Source organism: Prauserella alba (assembly GCF_024171735.1).
Lineage (GTDB): Bacteria > Actinomycetota > Actinomycetes > Mycobacteriales > Pseudonocardiaceae > Prauserella > Prauserella alba.
Genome location: NZ_JAMTCH010000004.1, coordinates 661,113 through 681,850 on the forward strand (window position 1 = coordinate 661,113; position 20,738 = coordinate 681,850).

Annotated in this window: 23 protein-coding genes and 1 pseudogene; 13 read left to right on the plus strand and 11 right to left on the minus strand. The window is 69.0% G+C overall.

All coding sequences use genetic code 11. The features are described 5' to 3' along the window. Positions 1 to 83: 83 nt before the first annotated feature. Positions 84 to 509, minus strand: coding sequence for a MarR family winged helix-turn-helix transcriptional regulator (locus LY12_RS11900; RefSeq protein ID WP_253855968.1), 426 nt, complete (start codon positions 507 to 509; stop codon positions 84 to 86). A 129-nt stretch (positions 510 to 638) separates the two neighbouring features. Here LY12_RS11900 and LY12_RS11905 point away from each other — a divergent pair, with 129 nt between their 5' ends. Together LY12_RS11905 and LY12_RS11910 are read left to right on the plus strand one after the other, a co-directional pair. After that, a complete protein-coding gene (locus LY12_RS11905) occupies positions 639 to 1,517 on the plus strand; it encodes an MBL fold metallo-hydrolase (protein ID WP_253855970.1) in 879 nt (292 codons plus the stop codon). A gap of 19 nt (positions 1,518 to 1,536) precedes the next feature. Then, positions 1,537 to 2,754 carry an MFS transporter gene (locus LY12_RS11910; protein WP_301302487.1) on the plus strand — a complete coding sequence of 406 codons (1,218 nt, stop codon included), beginning with the start codon at positions 1,537 to 1,539 and terminating at the stop codon, positions 2,752 to 2,754. Positions 2,755 to 2,906: 152 nt separating this feature from the next. Here LY12_RS11910 and LY12_RS11915 read toward each other — a convergent pair whose 3' ends face one another. Both LY12_RS11915 and LY12_RS11920 read right to left on the minus strand, forming a co-directional pair. Next, positions 2,907 to 3,299 carry a VOC family protein gene (locus LY12_RS11915; RefSeq protein WP_253855974.1) on the minus strand — a complete coding sequence of 131 codons (393 nt, stop codon included), beginning with the start codon at positions 3,297 to 3,299 and terminating at the stop codon, positions 2,907 to 2,909. A gap of 53 nt (positions 3,300 to 3,352) precedes the next feature. Next, a complete protein-coding gene (locus tag LY12_RS11920; RefSeq protein WP_253855976.1) occupies positions 3,353 to 4,219 on the minus strand; it encodes an AraC family transcriptional regulator in 867 nt (288 codons plus the stop codon). Positions 4,220 to 4,359: 140 nt separating this feature from the next. Between LY12_RS11920 and LY12_RS11925 the strand changes: the two genes are divergently transcribed. The 4 genes from LY12_RS11925 to LY12_RS11940 all read left to right on the plus strand — a co-directional run bounded on the left by LY12_RS11925 (position 4,360) and on the right by LY12_RS11940 (position 7,202). Then, positions 4,360 to 4,851: a DinB family protein gene (locus LY12_RS11925; RefSeq protein ID WP_253855978.1), complete on the plus strand. Its 492-nt coding sequence runs from the start codon at positions 4,360 to 4,362 to the stop codon at positions 4,849 to 4,851. A gap of 74 nt (positions 4,852 to 4,925) precedes the next feature. Next, positions 4,926 to 5,531, plus strand: coding sequence for a helix-turn-helix domain-containing protein (locus LY12_RS11930; RefSeq protein ID WP_253855980.1), 606 nt, complete (start codon positions 4,926 to 4,928; stop codon positions 5,529 to 5,531). Then, entirely contained in the window at positions 5,524 to 6,258 is a 735-nt protein-coding gene (locus LY12_RS11935) for a B3/B4 domain-containing protein (RefSeq protein ID WP_253855982.1), read from the plus strand. The genes LY12_RS11930 and LY12_RS11935 overlap by 8 nt, the downstream gene beginning before the upstream one ends. Next, entirely contained in the window at positions 6,255 to 7,202 is a 948-nt protein-coding gene (locus LY12_RS11940) for a dihydrodipicolinate synthase family protein (RefSeq protein ID WP_253855984.1), read from the plus strand. Before LY12_RS11935 ends, LY12_RS11940 begins: the two co-directional genes overlap by 4 nt. Positions 7,203 to 7,238: 36 nt before the next feature. Here the strand turns inward: LY12_RS11940 and LY12_RS11945 are convergent, their stop codons facing one another. Continuing rightward, positions 7,239 to 7,796, minus strand: coding sequence for a hypothetical protein (locus LY12_RS11945; RefSeq protein WP_253855986.1), 558 nt, complete (start codon positions 7,794 to 7,796; stop codon positions 7,239 to 7,241). Between the two features lie 194 nt (positions 7,797 to 7,990). Here LY12_RS11945 and LY12_RS11950 point away from each other — a divergent pair, with 194 nt between their 5' ends. After that, positions 7,991 to 8,635, plus strand: a complete 645-nt coding sequence (locus LY12_RS11950) for a LysE family translocator (RefSeq protein WP_253855988.1) — start codon at positions 7,991 to 7,993, stop codon at positions 8,633 to 8,635. Positions 8,636 to 8,667: 32 nt separating this feature from the next. On the opposite strand, the gene LY12_RS11955 is transcribed toward LY12_RS11950, so the two are convergent. Both LY12_RS11955 and LY12_RS11960 read right to left on the minus strand, forming a co-directional pair. Next, positions 8,668 to 9,231, minus strand: a complete 564-nt coding sequence (locus LY12_RS11955; protein WP_253855989.1) for a dihydrofolate reductase family protein — start codon at positions 9,229 to 9,231, stop codon at positions 8,668 to 8,670. Positions 9,232 to 9,356: 125 nt separating this feature from the next. After that, positions 9,357 to 10,196, minus strand: a complete 840-nt coding sequence (locus LY12_RS11960; RefSeq protein ID WP_253855991.1) for a helix-turn-helix domain-containing protein — start codon at positions 10,194 to 10,196, stop codon at positions 9,357 to 9,359. Positions 10,197 to 10,314: 118 nt separating this feature from the next. Here LY12_RS11960 and LY12_RS11965 point away from each other — a divergent pair, with 118 nt between their 5' ends. The 3 genes and pseudogenes from LY12_RS11965 (at position 10,315) to LY12_RS11975 (ending at position 13,393) form a co-directional block, all read left to right on the plus strand. Then, positions 10,315 to 10,941, plus strand: coding sequence for a hypothetical protein (locus LY12_RS11965; protein ID WP_253855993.1), 627 nt, complete (start codon positions 10,315 to 10,317; stop codon positions 10,939 to 10,941). 347 nt (positions 10,942 to 11,288) lie between these two features. Next, on the plus strand, positions 11,289 to 11,999 hold the full coding sequence (locus LY12_RS11970) for a peptidoglycan-binding domain-containing protein (RefSeq protein WP_253855995.1): 711 nt from the start codon (positions 11,289 to 11,291) through the stop codon (positions 11,997 to 11,999). Between the two features lie 120 nt (positions 12,000 to 12,119). Next, positions 12,120 to 13,393, plus strand: a pseudogene (locus LY12_RS11975) (IS3 family transposase). Between the two features lie 222 nt (positions 13,394 to 13,615). Here the strand turns inward: LY12_RS11975 and ychF are convergent. Then, positions 13,616 to 14,698 carry a redox-regulated ATPase YchF gene (gene ychF, locus LY12_RS11980; RefSeq protein WP_253855997.1) on the minus strand — a complete coding sequence of 361 codons (1,083 nt, stop codon included), beginning with the start codon at positions 14,696 to 14,698 and terminating at the stop codon, positions 13,616 to 13,618. Positions 14,699 to 14,812: 114 nt separating this feature from the next. Here ychF and LY12_RS11985 point away from each other — a divergent pair, with 114 nt between their 5' ends. Beyond that, positions 14,813 to 16,537, plus strand: coding sequence for a DNA-3-methyladenine glycosylase 2 family protein (locus LY12_RS11985; protein ID WP_301302489.1), 1,725 nt, complete (start codon positions 14,813 to 14,815; stop codon positions 16,535 to 16,537). Between the two features lie 22 nt (positions 16,538 to 16,559). Next, positions 16,560 to 17,066, plus strand: a complete 507-nt coding sequence (locus tag LY12_RS11990) for a methylated-DNA--[protein]-cysteine S-methyltransferase (RefSeq protein WP_253855999.1) — start codon at positions 16,560 to 16,562, stop codon at positions 17,064 to 17,066. A gap of 97 nt (positions 17,067 to 17,163) precedes the next feature. Here the strand turns inward: LY12_RS11990 and LY12_RS11995 are convergent, their stop codons facing one another. From LY12_RS11995 to LY12_RS12010, 4 genes are all read right to left on the minus strand, one after another. Further along, a complete protein-coding gene (locus tag LY12_RS11995; RefSeq protein WP_253856001.1) occupies positions 17,164 to 17,847 on the minus strand; it encodes a hypothetical protein in 684 nt (227 codons plus the stop codon). Positions 17,848 to 17,894: 47 nt separating this feature from the next. Then, positions 17,895 to 18,464: a hypothetical protein gene (locus tag LY12_RS12000; protein WP_253856003.1), complete on the minus strand. Its 570-nt coding sequence runs from the start codon at positions 18,462 to 18,464 to the stop codon at positions 17,895 to 17,897. Positions 18,465 to 18,661: 197 nt separating this feature from the next. Continuing rightward, positions 18,662 to 19,870 carry an MFS transporter gene (locus tag LY12_RS12005; RefSeq protein ID WP_253856005.1) on the minus strand — a complete coding sequence of 403 codons (1,209 nt, stop codon included), beginning with the start codon at positions 19,868 to 19,870 and terminating at the stop codon, positions 18,662 to 18,664. Beyond that, positions 19,870 to 20,016 carry a hypothetical protein gene (locus LY12_RS12010; RefSeq protein ID WP_253856007.1) on the minus strand — a complete coding sequence of 49 codons (147 nt, stop codon included), beginning with the start codon at positions 20,014 to 20,016 and terminating at the stop codon, positions 19,870 to 19,872. Before LY12_RS12010 ends, LY12_RS12005 begins: the two co-directional genes overlap by 1 nt. Before the next feature lie 90 nt (positions 20,017 to 20,106). On the opposite strand from LY12_RS12010, the gene LY12_RS12015 reads away from it, so the two are divergent. After that, a complete protein-coding gene (locus tag LY12_RS12015; RefSeq protein WP_253856010.1) occupies positions 20,107 to 20,685 on the plus strand; it encodes a helix-turn-helix domain-containing protein in 579 nt (192 codons plus the stop codon). Positions 20,686 to 20,738 lie beyond the last annotated feature (53 nt).

Genomic DNA, 20,738 nt, shown 5'->3' on the forward strand with positions numbered 1-20,738 from the left:
TGCCTGGACTCGCCAACCGGGTGGCTGTCCAGCGGTTCGCCACTGCCGGTCCGGTCGCGCTCCGTCGCAAGTGCACGATCAGTTCACCGCTGGGTGACCGCCTGGTCGAGCAGCTCGTGCAGGACGTTCTGCTGCTCCCGCGTCAGCCCTGCCAGCGGTGACTCCTCGACGAGAAGTTCGATGAGCCGCTCCCGGAGCGCGATGCCTTCCGCAGTGAGAACCAGTTGCTTCGCGCGGCGGTCGGTGGGGTGCGGGCGGCGTTCGATCAGGCCCTGCTTCTGCAGCCTGTCGATGACATAAGTCGCGTTGGACGGCTCGCAGCTCATCCGTTCGGCCAGCTCACTCAGGGTCATCGGCCCCGTCATCTCCCGCAACGCGGTCGCCTGCGCTGCGGTCAGCTCCAGTTTGGCCGCGCGTTCCCGGACATGCTCGCTGATCTGGCGGGACAGTTCGTTCACCAGTCCGCACAGCTCCCGCTCCGCGGTGACCTGCGGTTCCGGCGTCGTCATGACCACAGCCTAGCAAAACGTGTGAAGTCAGCATATTTATAACTTGAAAGTTTTAAGTGATAACCTTACGCTCGTCCCTGCTGTTGTCCGAGGTCGGCGACGGCCCATGTCACCGAAGGGACCCGAATCATGACGAACTCCGTGTCGAGCCACCCCGGCCGACTCCGGCGACCTGCGAGCATGCGGTCACTGCGGCTGGGCGAGACGAAGGTGACCTACGTGCCGGACGGGTCGGTGCAGCTCACCCCACGTGGCTGGCTTCCCGACACCACCGATGAGGTGTGGGCTGCGCATCCCGAATACCTCGACGAGTCCGGCAACTTGGTCGGCAGCATCGGCGGGTTGCTGGTAGAGCGCGGCGACCGCGCGCTGCTGATCGACGCCGGTTTCGGCCCCCGGTCGTTGCCGGCGCAGCCCGGCAACCCGCACGGTGCCATCCACGGCGGCACCATGCTGGACAACCTGGCGACACTAAGCCGCAAGCCCGAGGAGATCGAGGCGGTCGCCTTCACTCATCTGCACATCGACCACCTCGGTTGGGCGTGGCAACCCACCCCCGGCGTGTTCACCGGTGCCGAGTACTTGGTGGCCGAGCGCGAGTGGTCACAGCGTCATCTGGTCGAAGCGCACGGCACGACCGGGGAGATTCTCGATGCCCTGCACCCGCGGGTGCGGACCGTGGCCGACGGCGAGGAGATCTTCCCCGACGTGCACGTCATGGTCACGCCCGGCCACACCGCCGGGCACACGGCCTACGTCATCACCGCGAACGGGCAACGGCTGATCGCCTTCGGTGACGTCCTGCACTCACCGATCCAGGTCGACCATCCCGAATGGTCTGCCGCGTCCGATCACGACCACGGCCTGTCCGCCGACGTCCGCCGCCGCATGGTGGCCGAACTGGCCGAACCCCGCACGATCGGATTCGGCGTCCATTTCGCCGACGTGGTGTTCGGCGAGGTTCATCTCGACGGCGACGGGCCCGCCTGGCGTCCGGTAACCGACTGAACCGCCGTCGACGATCACCATGGCGACAGCGCAGAAATCTCTCGTGGAGCCGGCCGCCGGGCACTGGCCGGCAACGGTCACCGTCGCGCTCACCGCAACCGTGACAGTGATGCCCGGCTTTGCCGTCGGTGCCCTCGCTCCGTCGATCCAGTCCGACCTGCACATCTCCCGCACTGCCCTCGGGCTGGCGATGAGCGCCTTCTATGCAGCCACCGCACTGGGATCGCCTGCCACCAAGCGCCTCGCCGCGAGACTGCCCGTCTCCGCGGTACTGGCCACGGCCAGCCTCGTCGCGTCGGCGGTCATGCTCACGATGTCGCAGACGACCAGCTTCGCGATACTGATCGCGGTGATGGTGCTGGGAGGCTTCACCAACGGAGTGGTCCAGCCGGCTGCGGGTCGCCTGATCGCGACGCGAGTTCCGGAGCACCGCCGTTCGCTCGCCGCAGGGCTGGTCGGCGCTGCACTCGGCGCCGCCACTCTCGTCCCCGGCCTGCTCGTGGCGCTCGTCCTGCAGCCGTTCGGATGGCGGGCCGCGATGTTGATCGCTGGTGTGGTCGCACTGCTCCCCGCCACACTCTCGTCGTTGACCAGGACCCAGGACCACCGAGGTCCGGTACAAGCGGAGAACGTCGACGACGTCCGGCCGAACGTCGGGCGGGTGTTGGTGCTCTGGGCAGTGGCCGCCGCCCTGTCCGCAACCGGCAACAACGCCGTCGCCTCGTACTTCGTTCAACTCGGCACCCACTCCGGGGTAGCTACGGCCGTCGTCGGTAACCTCCTCGCGCTGAGCGCGGTCCTCGCCATCGCCGTACGGCTCACCACAGGGGCACTCACCGACCGGGCGCCACACCGCAACCCGGCGGTGATCACCGCAATGATGCTCGCCGGGGCATTCGGGCTCGCACTGATCGCAATCGGAAACCCGGTGACGTTCGTCTTCGGCGCGATACTGGCGTTCTCAGCGGGTTGGGGCTGGACCGGACTACTGTTGGCCGCCACGTTACGGCTGGTCCCGGGCCGAGCCGAGAATGCGGGGCACACCGTCCAAGTCGGTATATACGCGGGCGCCACCGTCGCACCGTTCGCCTTCGGCGCCATGTCCAGCATGTTGGGATTCGCGGGCGCTGCGCTGACCGCCGCAGTCGCCGGTATCGCCGGAGCGGCGTCGATGGCCGCGGGGGCGTTCGGGCTCCGAAAGCGACGTCCGTTGATCACTCGCACAGGAGGCGGCTGACGAACGACGCCGTGTCACGCTTGCGGATCTTCACGACCGCCTCCGAGATGCACGGGCGTGCCCGCCGCCCCCTGACACCCCAAACGGCGCGGCCCTCCGTCGATCTCGGCCGTGACCGTACGCGTCGGCCCGGCACCACCCGCGCGGTGCCGTCACAGCGAAGCCTTGAGCCCGACCCGGTGCCCGTCGGGATCACGCACGATCGCGAACCGTTGTCCCCACGACATGTCGGCCGGCCGCTTGACGACGATCGCCCCGTCGCGTTCCAGCTCGCCGACGAGTTCGTCGAGCCGTTCGCGCGATTCGAGCTCGACGTCGACCTGCGGACCGCCGGCCGACGGCTGCGGCGCGCTCTCGTCCCACCATGCGGCGAAACCCGTCGAATGCAGCACCATCGTGACACCGGCGTTCGTCGACACCCACGCCTCCGCCGGGCCTGCACCGGCACGGTTCCGGCCGCGGAACGCGAACCCGAGCCGCTCGTAGAACGCCCGACTGCGCTCGAGGTCGGCGACGACGAGGTTGACCTGGACGACGGTGGCCACCAGCGCAGCCTACGTCCGGCGGGTCCGGCAGGCCACTTACCCGTCGGACCGGGTCAGTCCCGTTCGACGGGTAGCCAGATCTCGCACGTCGCGGTGCTGAAATCGGCTGCCCGTTCGAGTACGGACACGATCGAAGGGCCGGGGCGGAGCCGCCACGGGTTGGCGGGGAACCACTCCGTCGCCGTCGCCGCGAACCCGTCCTGCAGCGCCTTCGGATGCTCGCCCGCGGTGCGGAACACCGCCCACGTGCCGGCCTGCACCTCGATCGCGTCGAGGTCCTCCGGGACGGGTGTCTCGGCGGCGACGGCCACGCCGTGGAGGTACGTCAGTTCGCTGCCCTCCGTGTAGTCCGGGTCGAGGTCGGCACTCACCTGCAGCAATCCCGCCGGGTCGGTGCTGCCGAGCTGCTTGAGGCGTTCGTGCTCGGTGACGGGAAGCGACTCGATGTGGTGCTGGATGTGCGGATTCACGCCCTCGTGGATCAGCGGGACACGGGCCGCGTGTCCGATGAGGCGGAGATCGGGTCGTTCGACGATGCGGGCATCCATGGCGGTGCTCCCTTCGACGGTCAGGCGGAACCTGAGTTGCGATTGGCTGCGAAGGGGGCCGCCGTCGCGGCGAACCTCGGCAGGACCGGCGCCGTGGACGGCACGGAACGCACGCCCGAAGGCCTCCGTCGACCCGTAGCCGTACCGGACCGCGATCGTCAGCAGGTCCTCCCCGCCGACCACATCCGCCGCCGCGACAGTCATCCGCCGACGCCGCACGTACTCCGACACCGGCATTCCGGCCAGTGACGAGAACATGCGGCGAAGGTGGTACTCCGTGGTGCCCGACCGACCGGCGAACGCGGCCACGTCGAGGTCCTCGCCGAGCTGGTCCTCCACCGCGGAGACGAGGCGATTCAGAATCTCGATCACGACTGCTCCCTTCGTGATTGATTCTCACGAACCGCCGCGTCCGCCCGCCCGATCTTCCTTGCCCGATCCGATCGCCGTCCACGCGGCCACGGTCCGAGACTCCCGCCACGCGGGCGGGCGATCCGTGCCAGGGTCTCACCATGGAGATCCACGTCGCGAACGAACGCACGCAGCTCGAGGCGAGACTCGACAGTCAGCGCGAGCAGATCCTGGGCATCCTGGCCGATCTCGACGAACATGAGGCGCGGGCACGACTGGTGCCGTCGCTGACCACTCCCCTCGGACTGGTCAAGCACGCCGTCTTCGTGGAACGAATCTGGTTCCACTCGCGAGTGGCCGGCGTCCCCCGGGCCGAGTTGGGACTGCCGGACAGCGTCGACGACAGTTTCGTTCTCACTCCCGGCGACACGATCGAGTCCGTCCGCCGGTCGTTCCTGGAAGCGTGCGCACACTCCCGCACCGTGACGGCGGGCCGCGACCTCGACGAGCAGTTTCCGTGGCACCGCGGCCCCGTGGATCTGCGTTTCATCTACGGGCACATGATCGCCGAGTTCGCCCGCCATGCGGGGCACGGCGACATCCTGGCCGAGCAACTCAGGGCGCGGCGACCGCAAGACCCCACCACCTCCTGAGCGGCCGCGACACTCCACCACGAGCCCGCACCTCTCTCGCAAGACTACCCGAACAGTGCACTATGATGCACTCCGTGGACGAGGACGCAGAGACACTCGCACGTGCGATCGGCGCGCGGGTGAAACAGGAGCGGCGTGCCCGCGAGTGGACACTCGACCAGCTCGCCACACATGCCGGGGTGAGCAGGCGCATGGTCGTGAACGTCGAACACGGAACGGCGAACCCGAGCGTGGGCACGCTGCTGCGACTGTCGCAGGCGCTCAGTGTCGGACTTCCCTCCCTCGTCGAACCACCCGTCTCCCGCACGACGAAGCTCACCAGGGCCGGCGACGGTGCCGTGCTGTGGACGGGCGACTCGGGCGGCCGCGGCATCCTGGTGGCAGGCACGCACCCGCCCGACGTGGTCGAACTGTGGGAATGGACCCTCGCCGCCGGCGAACGGCACGAGAGCGAGGCGCACGCCGCCGGAACGCGCGAACTGCTGCATGTTCAGGAGGGTGCGATCACGGTCGAGGTCGACGGGCAGGACCACGAGGTCGGTACCGGGGACGCACTGACCTTTCACGGCGACATGCGGCATTCCTACGCGAACCCGCACGACGAGCCCGCGCGCTTCTCGCTGACGGTCTTCGAACCGGGTGTGGGAACGACGCACAGAACGGAGACACCCGATGCCTGAACCCATGACCCCCGACGCGTTCCTGGCCGCCTGCAGCGTCGAGCCGGACGTGTTCGAGCTGCGACCGGACTATCGCGCCGTGCTGCTCGTCGTCGACGGTCTCGCACCGGATGCCGATGACGGTGCCGCCGACGGGTTGATCGCCGCCGCCGAGGCGCACGCCCGCACGCTGCTGGCGAACTCGCCGGTCGACGAGCTGCCGCACATCGCAGCCTGGCGCGAGGCCTACCGCGCGTTCGGAGCCAAGCCGCAGCGCACCCGCAACAGTCTGGAAGCGCTCACCCGCCGCGCCGAGAAGAGCCTGCCACGGGTGAACGCACTCACCGACATCTACAACGCCGTTTCCGTGCTGCACCAGGTTCCGCTCGGCGGCGAGGACCTCCACGCCTACGACGGCCCGGCACGGCTGGTCAGGGCGACCGGAGACGAGCCGTTCGACACAGCCGCCGGCGGTGAGACCGTGATCGAACACCCGCAGCCCGGTGAGGTCGTGTGGCGTGACGGGTCGGGCGTGACGTGCCGCCGGTGGAACTGGCGGCAGGGCCGCCGCACCGGGCTCACCGACGCCACCACGTCGGCGCTGTTCATCGTCGACGCGCTCGCGCCCATGACCGACGACGCACTCACGTCGGCGGCCGACGAACTGGCCGACGCGGTGGGACAGCTCGGCGACCGGGTGGGCATCACTCGCAGGCTGATCGGTGCAACGACGAGGGAGACGGTATGACCGACCTGCGGCAACGACCCGGCGCAGCCGGGCTGTTCACCGGCCTCAGCGCGTTCCCCCTCACTCCCCTGCGGGACGACACTCGCCTCCGGGACGACGCCGTCGACGAGGCGGCGCTGGCCGGGCTGGTCGAACGGCTCGTGGACGCGGGCGTGGATTCGGTCACCGCGTTGGGGTCGACCGGCTCGTACGCCTATCTGACCGGGGCCGAGCGCGCCCGCGTCGCCCGCCTCGCCGTCGAGCACGCCGACGGTGTCCCCGTGTTCGTCGGAGTCGGCGACCTGCGGACGTCCCGGGTCCTCGCGCACGTCGAGGGTGCGGAAACCGCCGGCGCGGCGGGGATCCTGCTGGCGCCGATGACCTACCAGCCGCTCACCGACGACGACGTGTTCGAACTCTTCCGCACCGTCACCGAGCACACCGAGTTGCCGGTCATCGTCTACGACAACCCCGGCACCACGCGGTTCGGCTTCACCGTCGATCTCTACGCCCGCATCGCCCAGCTGCCGGGGATCGCGTCGATCAAGATCCCGGGCGTGCCCGCGGACCCGGCCCAGGCCCGTGACCGGGTCGCCGCGATCCGGGCGGCCGTCGGCGAGCACGTGACGATCGGCGTCTCCGGGGACGCCTTCGCCGCGACCGGACTGAACGCGGGCTGCGACGCCTGGTACTCGGTTGTCGGAGGCACATTGCCGTCACCGGCGTTGACGATCACCCGCGCCGCCCAGGAGGGGCGGGCCGCGGACGCGGCCGCGGAATCCGACCGGCTCGCACCGCTGTGGGAACTGTTCGCGGAGTGCGGCGGCAGTCTGCGCGTGGTCGCCGCCGTCGCCGAACACCTCGGCCTCGCCCCGCACCGGTGCCTGCCGCTGCCCATCCAGGGGCTCGACGACGCGCAACGGACCGCGGTCGCCGAGGTGGTCGACGAACTCGCCCTCGGATAGCGGCGCGGTCGTGCTGTTCGCCCACGCCGCGGCACCTCACACGGTGTCGAGGTACCGCGCGAGGCCGGTGGTGACGGTGTCCATCGACGCGAACGTGAGCGGGCCGCCGACATAGCTCGTCACCCACCGGCCGTGTGCGTGGATGCTCGGTTCCCGGCGGTTCTTCGTTTGCACGTGGACGTCGTCGGCATGCGGCGGTTTCCTCGCGGGCACCTCGGCAACGGCGACGGTCAGCGCGCCTCTCGGCGGCGCGCCGTCGTGCGGATCGCTGTAGACGGTCAGCTGGAAGACGAACCGCGCCTTCTCGCTCTCCGTGTCGTAGAAGACATGATGCGCTCGGGACAACACGAAGTCCCGAAACGGCATCAACGCACCCATGCCGCGAGTCCGCTCGGCCTCGGAATCCGGAAACTCCTCGGCGTACTCGTAGCCGTGCTCGCTCGCCCAGGCAGGGAACTCCGAGCTCTCCTCCTGCTGCCGGTTCAGCCGGCTGCGCAGCCGCATCCTGGCGAGGACGAACGCAACCACCCCTGCACCGATGACGAGCACCAGGATCGCCCCGATCACCGCCAGCACACCCCAGAACACCGACATGGCGAAGATCCTACCGAGGCGAGGGGTCCTGTCACCCGATTCCGGGCGAAGCCGGACCGGGGCTCGAAGCTCGGGTGACGCCGGTCAGCGGGATGGCGCTGCGTCCCTCGCACGCTCGCCCGCCCGGGACAATGGTCCTGACCAGTGGTGCCGCGAGCGCCCACGACGCGATCCAAGACGCAGGAGGCGTACAGGTGATCTCATGGAGCGCATTCGGTGCAGTCGCCCTGCTCGAACTGGGCATGGCTTTGACGCCCGGGCCGAACATGATCTACCTCGCCTCTCGGTCGGTCACCCAGGGCCGCGGCGCCGGCATGATCAGTTTGGGCGGAACCGCTGTCGGGTTCGTGTGCTATCTGCTGGCCACCGCGGCGGGATTGTCGGCCCTGTTCGCCGCCGTGCCGATCGCCTACACCACGGTCAAGTTCGCCGGCGCCGCGTACCTTGCCTACCTCGCCTGGAACATCCTCAAGCCCGGTGGCAGTTCACCTTTCTCGACGGATGTCGCCATGGAACCGGATTCGAAGGCTCGGCTGTTCTCGATGGGACTGCTGACGAACCTGCTCAACCCCAAGATCGCGTTGTTGTACGCCGCGCTGCTACCGCAGTTCCTCGATCCGGCGGCGGGCCCCGCGTGGGCGCAGCTGTTGCAGCTCGGCAGTGTCCAGATCGCGGTGGGCGTCGCCGTGAACGGCCTGGTCGTGCTCGCCGCGGCACACATCGCGGGTTTCGTCTCCACGCGGCCCCGGCTCATGACGGCCCAGCGGTTCACCGCGGGCGGGCTTCTCGCGTTCTTCGCACTGCGGACGGCGACCTCCCGAGCCCCGGCTTCCGCATGACGCATCGGCGCCCGCGTCGACGTCCCGTCCGGTCAGCGTTGCCGGTAGTGGAGGTATGCGGTGCCGTTGCCGAAGATGTGGTGCTCGACCAGACGCACGTCGAGATCCACCGCGTCCGGTAGCGCTCTGAGACCTCCGCCGACCGCCTTGGGAACCACGAAGAACCGGAAGTCCTGCACCATGCCGGCACGGATCGCCGCGCTCGCCGTCGTCGGCCCGAAGATCTCGACCTCGCCCCGAGCCTCGGCGACGATCTTCTCCAGCTCGGCGAGCCCGAGCTCGGGCACCAGCCGAACCCGTTCGGACGCGACGTCGTCCCGTGTCAACGTCGAGGAAACGACGACGCGCTCGATGCCGCACCATCGCCGGGAGAACTCGTGCTCGGCCGCACCCCACGAACCGTCCTCCGGAGCGGACTCCCAATACCGCATCAGCAGGTACGTGTTGCGCCCCAGCACCTCGGTCGACACCGCGGCCATGCGGTCCACATGGAACTGGAACGCCTCGTCGCTCGGCGCCGACCACTGGAAGTCGCCGTCCGCGTCGGCGGCGTACCCGTCGATCGAGACGGTCGCGGTGTAGCTCAGTGTCCCCACACGTCATCACCCTCACGACCGATTACCGGTCGCAATCGGTTCCAGCCGAACGTAGGCCCGCAGCACCCGGACCGCAACCGGCGATCCCCGCGAACGGCCCGCCCGGTCGACCCCGGCGCCTCCGGTCACCGGGACGTACTCCCCGGCGAGGCGGCGTCGGCCGCGGTGTCAGCAGCGGCGTCGGCAGCCAGCTCGTGAAGCAACTTCCTGCTCACCGCATCGGCGGGGAAGAACGACTCGACGGCGATCTCGTCCGTGGTCACGTCCCGAGCCGCCCCGAAGACGGTGAGGGTGTAGAGCAGTCGCATCGGACCATGGGCCGTCCGCAACAGCATCGGGATGACCGGATCACCGGGTTCACCGAGTACGACGTCGTTGTCGGCGGGAACGGGGTAGGCGGCGAGCTCGGCGAGCAGCTCGGCCAGTCCGGGAGCGGCCGTCCGGTCGAGTTGCCGCCTGACGCGGCGCAGGACGTGGCTTCGCCACTGGCTGTAGTTCCCCAGCTGGCGCGCCAAGCCGTCGGGATGCAGCGTGCTGCGCAGGACGTTGACCGGCGGCTCCAGGAGGGACGGCGCCACGTCACCGAAGGCGGCCCACGCCGGCCGATTTCCGGCGAGCAGTTCCCAGCGCACGTTCACAACCATGGCGGGGTACGGCTCGTGCCCGGCGAGGAGCGCCTCCACGGCGGCGCCGGCTTCACCGATGTCGGCGAGCGGCCGTTCCGGGTGGGGCGGGGCGAAGCCGGCCGCGAGATGAAGCCGATTTCGTTCCCGCAAGGGAACCTCCAACTCCTCGCAGAGGCGTTCGATCACGTCCGGGCTCGGCCGCGACCGGCCCGTCTCGACGAAGCTGAGGTGACGCGCCGAGAGGTCGGCGGCAACGGCTACGTCGAGCTGGGAGCGGCACCGTCGCTCCCGCCATTCCCGCACCAGTCTGCCGACCGAAATCTCCTCGACGTGCGTCATACCGGTCAGCCTGCCGCAAAGCGGGGCCGACTCCAACTACTTCCGAAGTAATCGACGCCGTGCAGCAGGCGGGCCATCGTCGGGTGAATCGTCCGGAACGCAACCGAAGGATGGGGCCATGAACCTGATCGAGATCCGCCACCCCGCCGGCGCCCTCGGCCCGGAGGATCAGACCGCCATGGCGGCCGAAATCACGATGGGACTGACCGGTGACATGGGGGACGACATCGTGCCCGAATCCACCCTGCGCCGAGCCAGGGCGATGACCCACGTCGCGTTCGCCGAGCTTGCCGGCTGGCAGACCGGCGACGGCACCTGGGGCGCGCCCGGCGATGTACCGCCGTTGTGGATCACCGTCACCGTCCCCGAAGCCTGGCGGGACGAGATCGCACGGCACGAGATGGGGTGGCTCCGCCGCGCCGTGCACCGCGTCGACAACGATCACGGCTGGCAGCGGCCCGACGGCTGGCTGTGGATCAACCTGGTCGGAGTCGCCGACGGCAGCATCGGATTGGACGGCAAAGCCATGACGGCGGACGGTGTCGTCGCCGAGATGAGCCGCGAGTTCCGGTCCGATTTGGATGCGGGGAAGGTCGAGGTACCCGACGGGATGCTGCTGGATCCGATGTGCGGAATGCTCGTGAAGGATCGAGCCCAGGCGATCGCTCTCGAGCACGACGGCACGCGGTACGGCTTCTGCGCGCACTCCTGCCGGGACGCCTTCGTGCGCCGGCACGCGTCGTGACGGCGGGAACGAGGCAGGAGCGGCGGTTCTCGGCTTCATACTGGCGGCCCTTCTTCCACGTACCGGGCGAGCCAGGTAGTCATGATCCGGCCGCCTGGCGCTCCCAGACCTTCGCCAGACGGGGAAGAATTCACAATCCCCGTCGAAGGCCGGGAACATGCCGACCGTGCGCGCGAGTGGCGGCGGTTTCCGGAAGGTGCGTATAACTCCGACGAGAACCGCCGCCTTCCCGGCGGCGTCTTCTTCTGACGGTCTGACGGCCCGAAATCTTGGGACCTTCGTCCATTTCGGAAGTATCGGAATGCCGCTCACACTGGTCCACCCTGTTCCAGCAAAGGATCTGAATCATGCTCAGAGGACTGTGGCTCGTCGGTGTTGCCGCTGCCGTCGTACTCTTCGTCGTCGGATGCTCCTCCGAGGACCCCTGGGAGGCCTACGTAGAGCAGGTCAACAAGGGCGGCGGGGAGATGAAGACCGGTCAGCCTCTCGACGTCAACGACGAAGCAGCCCGCCAGGAGTTCGAGCAAGCTAAGTCGATCACTTGCCAGATGTCGAAGGAAGACCTTATGGGCCTGAAGGCTCTAGGCAGCATGTCCGGCCCGGAGGCCGCCAAGCGGGCGGCCAACCAGATGGGCGCCCTGTGGGAGTTCGCCTGCGACAAGGGCTACGACCCGGAGATGTACCAGCCCGAGAAGGCAGCCGGGATCGACGAAATCGAACCTCCGCCTATGGATGACTTCCCGTCAGCAAGCCCCGAGGAGTCAACGCCCGAACCAGCCGCGCCAGAGTCCAGCCCGGAGTTGCCGGACGTCGCCGACGATCCGTTGTGGCCCAGTTGGCCAGGCACCGTGTACACCTACGGCGACTGCGATCCGGCCTTGGTGGACTGGCAACTCCAGATGAACACCTACGGCTACGACTTCCAGGGCACCGGGTGCTACGCCGAGGAGACCGAGGAAGCCGTGTTGGACCTTCAGGAGGCCAACAGCCTGCCGACATCCGGCAAGCTCGGACCGGAGACGTGGGACGCCGCGTGGGCCGGCGTTCCTCCGGGCTGACTGATCAGAGCCCGGGCAATGGCCCGGAGTAGCACGCTGACGGCCCTAACTGTAGGAGGGTCGGAGGTCTGAACCGCCCCGGTAAGTCCGGAGACTCCGTTCTGTGGGAAGGATGGAGTCATGTCAGGGAGTACGTCGAACAGGTACCCGGCCGAGTTGCGTGAGCGGGCGGTCCGGATGGTCGCTGAGGTTCGGGCTGAGCACGAGTCGGAGTGGGCGGCGATGAGCAAGGTCGCTGAGCTGCTGGGTATCGGTACGCCGGAGACGGTGCGGAAGTGGTGCCGCCAGGCTGAGGTCGACGCCGGCGAGCGGCCCAGGATGAGGACGGAGGAGTCGGCGGAGCTGAAGCGGTTGAAGCGGGAGAATGCCGAGCTCAAGCGGGCCAACGCGATCCTGAAGTCCGCGTCGGTTTTCTTCGCGGCCGAACTCGACCGGCCACAGCGCTGATCGTGCGGTTCATCGACGAGCATGTCGGTGTCCGCGATGGCGACGGTCTGCGCTGGGGTGCCCGAGTCGATCTGCGCCCAGCTGTCCGATCTGGGCGCCACGATCGCCCCCGCGACCTACTACGAACACCGCTCCCGCACTCCCACAGCCCGCGAGCAACGGGACGAGGAGTTGAAGCCGAGGATCGCCGCGGTCCACGCGTCGAACTACGGCGTCTACGGAGCGCGGAAGGTGTGGCTCACCCTGAACCGCGAACGCCCAGAGAACGAGCCGCCGATCGCGCGCTGCACGGTCGAGCGACTGATGGGCGAACTCGGCCTGACCGGGGCGGTCCGCGGGACTGTCAAGCGGACCACGACCAGCGACACGAAGACGCCCAAGCCGCTGGATCTGGTGGACCGCAACTTCGCGCCCCTGGCACCGGATCGCCTGTGGGTGGCGGACTTCACGTATGTCTCGACATGGTCGGGCTGGTGCTACACCGCGTTCGTCATTGACGCCTACGCCCGTCGGATCCTGGGCTGGTCAGTGGCCACGACGATGACCAGCCAGCTCGTCGTCGACACCGTCGAGCAGGCGATCTGGACCCGAAGCCGTGAGGGCAAGACCTGACCGGCCTGATCGCGCACCACGACCACGGAGTGCAGTACATGTCCGTGGCCTACACCGAGCGACTGGACACAGCTGGGATCAAGCCCTCGACCGGAGCCGTGGGCTCGTCCTACGACAACGCCCTGGCCGAGTCGGTCATCGGGCTCTACAAGACCGAGCTGGTCAAGCCGCGCCGACCGTGGAAAGGCTTCGACGACCCCGAGATCGCCAACGCAGAATGGGTCGACTGGTACAACAACGCGCGCCTACACTCCCGCCTGAACTACCTCAGCCCGACCGAATACGAGTCCGCCTACTACGCTCAACAACCACCACGCCGACCGGCGCTGGTCTAACACCGAAGCCGGTCCCTTACCCGTGACGGTTCATCGCGAGATCAACATAGGGACAGCCCAGCGTCCAGGGCAGCCCCCAATCGGCCTGAAAAGTCAGCACGGGTCCGAGTACAGCAGGGAACACCCTTTGCCATCCCCGGATATGACATACATACCCTCTACGGCTTGACCTGGGCGTTTGACACGTCTGACCAGCAGGTGTATAAGCCCCGGGATTTTGCGCTACACGTTGAAGCGGAACTCCACCACGTCGCCGTCGTGCATGACGTACTCCTTGCCCTCCATGCGGACCTTGCCCGCGGAACGGGCGTCGGCCATGGAACCGGCGGCCATCAGGTCGTCGTACGAGATGATCTCGGCCTTGATGAAGCCGCGCTCGAAGTCCGTGTGGATGACGCCCGCCGCCTGCGGCGCGGTGGCGCCCTGCGGGATCGTCCAGGCGCGCGCCTCCTTCGGGCCCGCGGTGAGGTACGTCTGCAGCCCGAGCGTGTGGAACCCGGCGCGCGCCAGCGCGTTCAAGCCCGGCTCCTCCTGGCCGACCGACTCGAGCAGCTCCAGCACCGCCTCCTCGTCGTCCAGTTCGAGCAGCTCGGCCTCGACCTTCGCGTCCAGGAACACGGCGTCGGCGGGCGCGACCAGCTCGGCCAGCTCGGCGCGCTTGGCCTCGTCGGCGAGCACGCCCTCGTCGGCGTTGAACACGTAGAGGAACGGCTTCGTCGTCAGCAGGCTCAGTTCCCGCAGGGACTCGAAGTCGACTTCCTGCTGCGCGGCGAACAGCGTGCGACCGGAGTCGAGGATCTCCTTGGCTTTCTTCGCGTTCTCGAGGGCCGGGCGCGCCTCCTTCTTGGTGCGCGCCTCCTTCTCCATCCGCGTCAACGCCTTCTCGAGCGTCTGCAGGTCACCGAGGATGAGCTCGGTGTTGATCGTCTCGATGTCCGACAGCGGGTCGATCGTGCCGTCGACGTGCGTGACGTCAGGGTCGTCGAACACGCGGATGACCTGGCAGATCGCGTTGGCCTCACGGATGTTGGCGAGGAACTTGTTGCCGAGCCCCGCGCCCTCCGAGGCACCCTTGACGATGCCCGCGATGTCCACGAACGAGACGGTCGCCGGGACGGTCTTCGCCGAGTCGAACATCTCGGCGAGCCTGTCCAGGCGCGAATCGGGCAGCGGGACGACACCGACGTTGGGCTCGATCGTCGCGAACGGGTAGTTCGCCGCGAGCACGTCGTTACGCGTCAGGGCGTTGAACAGGGTCGACTTGCCGACGTTGGGCAGGCCTACGATGCCGAGGGTCAAACTCACGGCTCGCAAGTGTACGTGCCGCCCGGCCGCCGCCCTCGGTCCCGTGCCACCACTCCGGCCGCGGTGTCCGATTTCCGCGAGTCACGGCGCTGACCTGGTGGCAGTATCGACGGCATGACCGAAACGGCCACCACCGGCATCTGGCACGACATCGACCGCTGCTACGCGGCCGTGAGCTCGCGCGACGCCCGGTTCGACGGCCGGTTCATCACCGGTGTCCGCACCACCGGCATCTACTGCCGCCCCTCGTGCCCGGCGATCACGCCCAAGCGCGGCAACGTCGAGTTCTTCCCCACCGCCGCCGCTGCCCAGGCCCGCGGGTTCCGCGCCTGCCGCCGCTGCCTGCCGGACGCGGTGCCCGGCTCGCCGGACTGGAACGTCCGCGCCGATCTCGCCGCCCGCGCCATGCGGCTCATCGCCGAAGGCATCGTGGAACGCGAAGGCGTGCCGGGGCTCGCCCGGAGGCTCGGCTACTCCGAACGCCAGCTCGGGCGGGTCCTGACCGCCGAACTGGGCGCGGGCCCGCTCGCCCTCGCCCGTGCCCACCGGGCCCACGCCGCCCGGCTGCTCATCGAACGCTCCGCGATGCCGCTCACCGACGTCGCCTTCGCCGCAGGCTTCGCGAGCGTGCGCCAGTTCAACGACACGATCCGCGCCGTGTTCGGCATGACCCCGTCCGACCTGCGCACACGTGCGACCTCCCGCCGGGTCGAAGCCACGGGGGCCCCGGCACCGGTGTCGGGCGCGACACTCAGCCTGCGACTGCCGCTGCGGCCGCCGTTCGACGGCGACGGGCTGCTGGCCTTCCTCGCCGCCCGCGCGGTCGCCGACGTCGAAGGGGCCACCTCGACCCGGTACACGCGTACCCTCCGGCTGCCCCACGGCCCGGGGCGGATGACCGTGACACCGGCCTCCGTGACGGCCGCCGCCGACACCGCGCACGTGCCGTGCGAACTGTGGCTCACCGACGTCCGCGACCTCGCAGGCGCCGTCACCCGCGTCCGAAGGCTGCTCGACCTCGACGCCGACCCGGTGGCCGTGGACGACGCACTGCGCAGGGACGACGCACTGGCGCCGCTGGTCGCCGCTCGCCCCGGCATCCGCGTCCCCGGCGCGGTCGACGGGCCCGAACTCGTGCTGCGGACGATGCTCGGCCAACAGGTGTCGGTCGCCGCCGCCCGCTCCGCGGCGAGCCGGCTCGCCGCGGAGCTCGGCGAGCCCCTACCCGGCGAGGCCCCGCCCGGCGGGAGCGTTCCGGGTCACAGCCCGGACAGGGACGACCGGTCCCACCACGACCCCACCGGCGAGGACCCGTTCGATCGCCTGCGCTGCACGACCCGGCTGTTCCCCGCCGCGTCCACGGTCGCCGAGCACGCCGCCGACGTTCTCCGCGGACCCCGCGCCCGGGTCGAAGCGGTCCGCACCGTGGCGGGGGCGCTGGCATCCGGCGAGCTCGACGTCCACGCCGGCCGGGACCCCGACGACCTGCGCCGGGACCTGCTCGCCCAGCCGGGCATCGGGCCGTGGACCGCCGACTACGTCGTCATGCGCGCACTCGGCCGCCCCGACGTGCTGCTCGACGGTGACCTCGCACTGCGAACGGGGTCCGCCGCCGCGGGCATCGATCCGGCCGAGCTGCCCGGCCGCGCGCTCGCCTGGCGCCCGTGGCGCTCCTACGCGGGCATGCACCTCTGGCGCTCGGCAGCCACGGAGAAAGACCCGGCAGCCACGGCGAAGGACGCCGCCCCGACGAGGGCCGCCGCGGACGACATCCACGCGGCCGCCCACGGCCACACCACCGGCACCCGCCCACTCGACTCGACCGGCCGCGACCGGTGACCGACCTTCAGGAAGGAACGCCATGACCACCGCACACTGGTCCACACAGGACACCCACGCCGGCCCGTTCACCGCGATCGTGGCACCGGACGGAGCCGTTCTCGCCTCCGGCTGGACATCCGATGTGGACGAACTCGTACCGGTGATGTCACCGTCGCTGCGTCCCGGTGAGCTACGCGAGAAGCGCGACCTCGGCGCCGTCACGACAGCCGTGAACCGCTACCACCGGGGCGAGTTCGACGCCGTCGACGCGATCGCCGTTCGCCAGCGATCGGGCGAGTTCCTCAGCCATTCCTGGGACGTCCTGCGCACCGTGCCCGCCGGGAAATCCGTGACCTACACCGAACTCGCCGCACTCGCCGGTCGCCCCGACGCGGCTCGGGCCGCGGCGTCGGCGTGCGCCCGCAACGCCTGCGCCCTGTTCGTGCCGTGTCACCGCGTGCTGCGCGTCGGCGGTGCGATGGGCGGTTTCCGCTGGGGCGTCGACGTCAAACGGCGACTGCTCGACCACGAACGCCACTTCGCCTGACGCCACTTCGCCTGACTCCACCACACTCGACGCCACCTCACCGGACTCCTAAGCGCCGCCCGGGTACGGACGAGGCGGCGTCGGCGGCGGCACGGGCTCAGTTCCCCGGCGGTGGTGGCTGCTGCTGACCGCCGGCCCCTTGCTGTTGCTGCTGTGCGGCCTGCAGCAGTTGCCGGCATTTCGGGGCCTGCTGGAACTCACCGGCCAGTTGCTGATTCGACTGCAGCTGTTTGATCGGCTTCTGCAGGTTCACCTGCTGCAGCTTGCTGCTCGCCGCCTGCACCGCCTGACTCGTCGCTTGCTTGTCCGACTCGGGCGCCTTGGCGAGTTCCGACTTCGCCTCGTTCGCCGTCTCGCGGAGTTTCCGGTACGACTCCTTGGCCGTCGAGAGGAACTCGTCGCCCCCGTCGGTGGGTGACGAATCCATCGCGTTCATGTCGGACAGGAACTTGTCGGTGCTCTGGGTGATCGCGCCGAGCATCGTGTCCATCGACTTCTTGAGCGCAGCCGGGTCCTGTGTCTGCGGCTTCGGCGTGCCCTGGGACGAAGCCGAGAACTCGGCCATGCTCCCGCAGAACCCGTCCATCCAGCGGACGCCTTCGTCGCTGACCTGGGAGCTGCCCTTGCCGCCCTGCTGGGACTGCGAAGGGGCCGCGGAACTCGACGCCGAACCCGCCGCCTCGCCCTGCTGGCCCGCGTTGTCACTCGCCTCGCCGCCGCACCCGGTCAGCACGATTGCACCCGCCGCGACCGTGGCGAGCAATGTCAGGTGAGGTCGCATATCGGAACCTCCGAAGAGTAAAGGGAAGAACGGCGAAACGGTCGGCGTCAGCCGCCTGTGCCCAGCTGGGGCGCCGTGGGAAGTTCGGGCTGGGCGGCGAACAGGTCCAGATACATGCCACCGGCGAGCAACAGTCCGAGCAGTCCGAGGACGACACCGCCCACGGCCAGAGCCGTGACCCACGGCCGCTTGTCGGAACGTCGCGCGTACGCGAGAAGCACCACGCCCCCGACCACCGCGGCGACGAGCGCGATGATCCCGTTGACCAGCGCGGTCGTATGCCACGGCGCGCCGTAGAACGCCTCGATCTGATCGCCGCCGCCGGCACCGGCTTCGATCTGGCCGACGATCTCCTGGCGGGCACGCAGCATGTCACTCAGCGGATTACCGATGAGCGAGCTCAATCCGAGCCCGGCGCTGACCACGGCGATGCCGCCGAGAACTCCGGCGCCGGAACCGGAGGCACCCGTACCCGCGGTGGGAACGCCGGAGGGATCGGCCTGCTCGGGCGAGGCCTCCGGGGCAAGCGAGGTCTCCGGAGACTGCGTACCCTCCGGCGCATCGTGGTGATCGCCGTCGACGATCCCGGTCGGTTGTTCGGTGCCGTCAGAAGTCATTGCGCGAAAGCGTACGCAGTCGCGCCTGATACCCCAGTAAAGTATTGCGAATCGTCGTACCGGGATTCTGCGGTCGATGCCCGGCGCGCGCCACGCCTGCGCACCGCCGGCAACACGGCGACCGTTGCGCCCGGTTCGTCGGGACACGCCCGACGAACCGATGGCACCTCCGGTACTCGGCGGACCGTTCGACAGGGTCATCGTTGCCGGCGTCGGTGTGCACGGTCGTTCAGGATCAACGGGAGGGCGCAGCAGGCGAGCGTTGCTCCGATCACGCAGACGACGGTCAGCGCCGCCCCCTGACCGAGCGCGAATCCGGCGAGGGCCGGGGTGAGGCTGATGCCCAGTTGGAACGCCGACACGGTGGTCGCGCCGGCGAGGGTCGGTGCGTGCGCGGCAAGCGCGAACACCCGGCCGTAGATGGCCGGATTCACCACGAAGGCCCCGATGCCCAGCAGGAACGCGATCGCCGCCGCAGCCCAGCCCTGCTGGATGGCAACCACCATCGTCAGGGAGAGGACCGCTACGGCCACGGTCCCCGACAACAGCGCGCTGTGCGGCCTCCTGTCGGAGACCCGACCACCGATCGACAGGCCGACAAAGGCGCCGACCCCGAAAAGCGTGAGCACCGCAGGGATCCATGCTTCCGAGAGGGCGGTGATGTCGGCGAGCATTGCGGCGAGGTAGTTGTAGGTGATCATGTAGGCACCGGTCGTCAGGACGGTGATCGCCCACATCCCCCAGAGCAGCGGGTTGCGCAGGTTGGCGAGTTCGCGCGAAACGAGTGATTCGGCGGCAGGGGTTGTTCGGCGTTGCCCCTTCGGGACGACGAACGAACACCCGACGGCTCCGGCGACGGTCAGAGTAACCACCACCCAGAAACCGCCCTGCCATGCGGTGTAATGGCTCAGCAGAGTGCCGGCAGGACCGCCCGCGACCATGGCGACACTGAGGCCGCTGACCACGACGCCCGAGGCGCGGGCGTTCCGCTCGGCTGTGACCAGGCTGATGGCGGTCACGGTCGCGACCGCGAAGAAGCCCGCGTAGGCGACGCCGGCTACAACTCTGGTGGCGAGCAGGACCGAGTAGTCGTCGCCAACGAGTCCGACGGCGATACTGACTGCGAAGACTCCCTGCGTGATCATCAGGGTGGTCCGCCGCGGCCAGCGCACGCTGAGCACGGCGAACGGTGGGCCGCCGATCACCACGCCGAGTGCGAACGCGGTGATCAGATATCCCGCGGAGGAAAGTGACACCTCCAGGTCGGTGGCGACCGAGGGGAGAACGCCGGCGAGTAGGAACTCTGCGCTTCCCATCGCGAACAGGCAGAACCCGAGGAGATACACGCCGGCAGGCAACCTGCCCGACCGCGCGGTTCGGGACGTCTCCGCAGTGGTGTCGGCCATCAGCACTCCCTCCCGAAGCGGTCGGCCACTTCGGACGATTCATCGGCCGGAAGCCGGGCCGGCGTCGCGACAACGGTTACCGAACCGGCGCGCGCAGCAGTGCAGATCCCCTTGCCTGGGTTGATCGAGAACGGCGTTGTGTCCATGTGGATCACCTCCGCCGACAGCTTCCGGCGACGACGCCGGAATCGACAACTTTCGTTGCCGATTCCGGGACAGCTGGCAAACTGGATTCCGTGGACGATCAGCCCAGCGTCGGCGCCGTGATCGAACAGATCGCTCCGCGGCTTCGCGATGCCCGCGAGAAGAAGAACCTGAGCCTGGCCGGCCTCGCCCGGGCCACAGGCATCTCCACCAGCACCCTGTCCAGGCTCGAATCAGGCCAGCGCAAGCCCAGTCTCGAGCTGCTTCTTCCGATCACGGCGGCGCTGGGTGTTCCGCTCGACGAGATCGTCGCCGCACCCCGCATCGCCGACCCACGCGTACCCCAACAACCCACCAAAAAGGACGGCCGCGTACTGATCCCACTGTCGCGGCAACAGGGCGAACCCCGCGCCTACAAAATGGTCGTCCCCGCCCACGACGAGGATCCACATCTGCGGACCCATACCGGCCACGAATGGCTTTACGTCCTGCGAGGACAACTTCGCGTCAAGCTCGGCGACCAGGACTTCGTCATGGGCGCAGGCGAAGCAGCGGAGTTCGACTGCCGGATCCCCCACTGGTTCGGCGCCGCAGGACGCGGCACCGTGGAGATCCTCAGCCTCTTCGGCAAGTCGGGCGAACGCATCCACCTCCGCACCCGGATGCGCTGAGCCGGAACACCGAGGAGGCCGGCCACCGCGACGAACCTCCTGCCCCGCAACGA

Bases quoted from the DNA above. Each gene is read 5' to 3' on its own strand.
- LY12_RS11960 (WP_253855991.1), bottom strand. From the start codon at position 10,196: ATGACGCACGTCGAGGAGATTTCGGTCGGCAGACTGGTGCGGGAATGG.
- LY12_RS12010 (WP_253856007.1), bottom strand. From the start codon at position 20,016: ATGGACACAACGCCGTTCTCGATCAACCCAGGCAAGGGGATCTGCACT.
- LY12_RS12005 (WP_253856005.1), bottom strand. From the start codon at position 19,870: ATGGCCGACACCACTGCGGAGACGTCCCGAACCGCGCGGTCGGGCAGG.
- LY12_RS11900 (WP_253855968.1), bottom strand. From the start codon at position 509: ATGACGACGCCGGAACCGCAGGTCACCGCGGAGCGGGAGCTGTGCGGA.
- LY12_RS11910 (WP_301302487.1), top strand. From the start codon at position 1,537: ATGGCGACAGCGCAGAAATCTCTCGTGGAGCCGGCCGCCGGGCACTGG.
- LY12_RS11970 (WP_253855995.1), top strand. From the start codon at position 11,289: ATGCTCAGAGGACTGTGGCTCGTCGGTGTTGCCGCTGCCGTCGTACTC.
- LY12_RS11945 (WP_253855986.1), bottom strand. From the start codon at position 7,796: ATGTCGGTGTTCTGGGGTGTGCTGGCGGTGATCGGGGCGATCCTGGTG.
- LY12_RS11935 (WP_253855982.1), top strand. From the start codon at position 5,524: ATGCCTGAACCCATGACCCCCGACGCGTTCCTGGCCGCCTGCAGCGTC.
- LY12_RS11990 (WP_253855999.1), top strand. From the start codon at position 16,560: ATGACCACCGCACACTGGTCCACACAGGACACCCACGCCGGCCCGTTC.
- LY12_RS11940 (WP_253855984.1), top strand. From the start codon at position 6,255: ATGACCGACCTGCGGCAACGACCCGGCGCAGCCGGGCTGTTCACCGGC.
- LY12_RS11905 (WP_253855970.1), top strand. From the start codon at position 639: ATGACGAACTCCGTGTCGAGCCACCCCGGCCGACTCCGGCGACCTGCG.
- LY12_RS12000 (WP_253856003.1), bottom strand. From the start codon at position 18,464: ATGACTTCTGACGGCACCGAACAACCGACCGGGATCGTCGACGGCGAT.
- LY12_RS11995 (WP_253856001.1), bottom strand. From the start codon at position 17,847: ATGCGACCTCACCTGACATTGCTCGCCACGGTCGCGGCGGGTGCAATC.
- LY12_RS11925 (WP_253855978.1), top strand. From the start codon at position 4,360: ATGGAGATCCACGTCGCGAACGAACGCACGCAGCTCGAGGCGAGACTC.
- LY12_RS11965 (WP_253855993.1), top strand. From the start codon at position 10,315: ATGAACCTGATCGAGATCCGCCACCCCGCCGGCGCCCTCGGCCCGGAG.
- LY12_RS11985 (WP_301302489.1), top strand. From the start codon at position 14,813: ATGACCGAAACGGCCACCACCGGCATCTGGCACGACATCGACCGCTGC.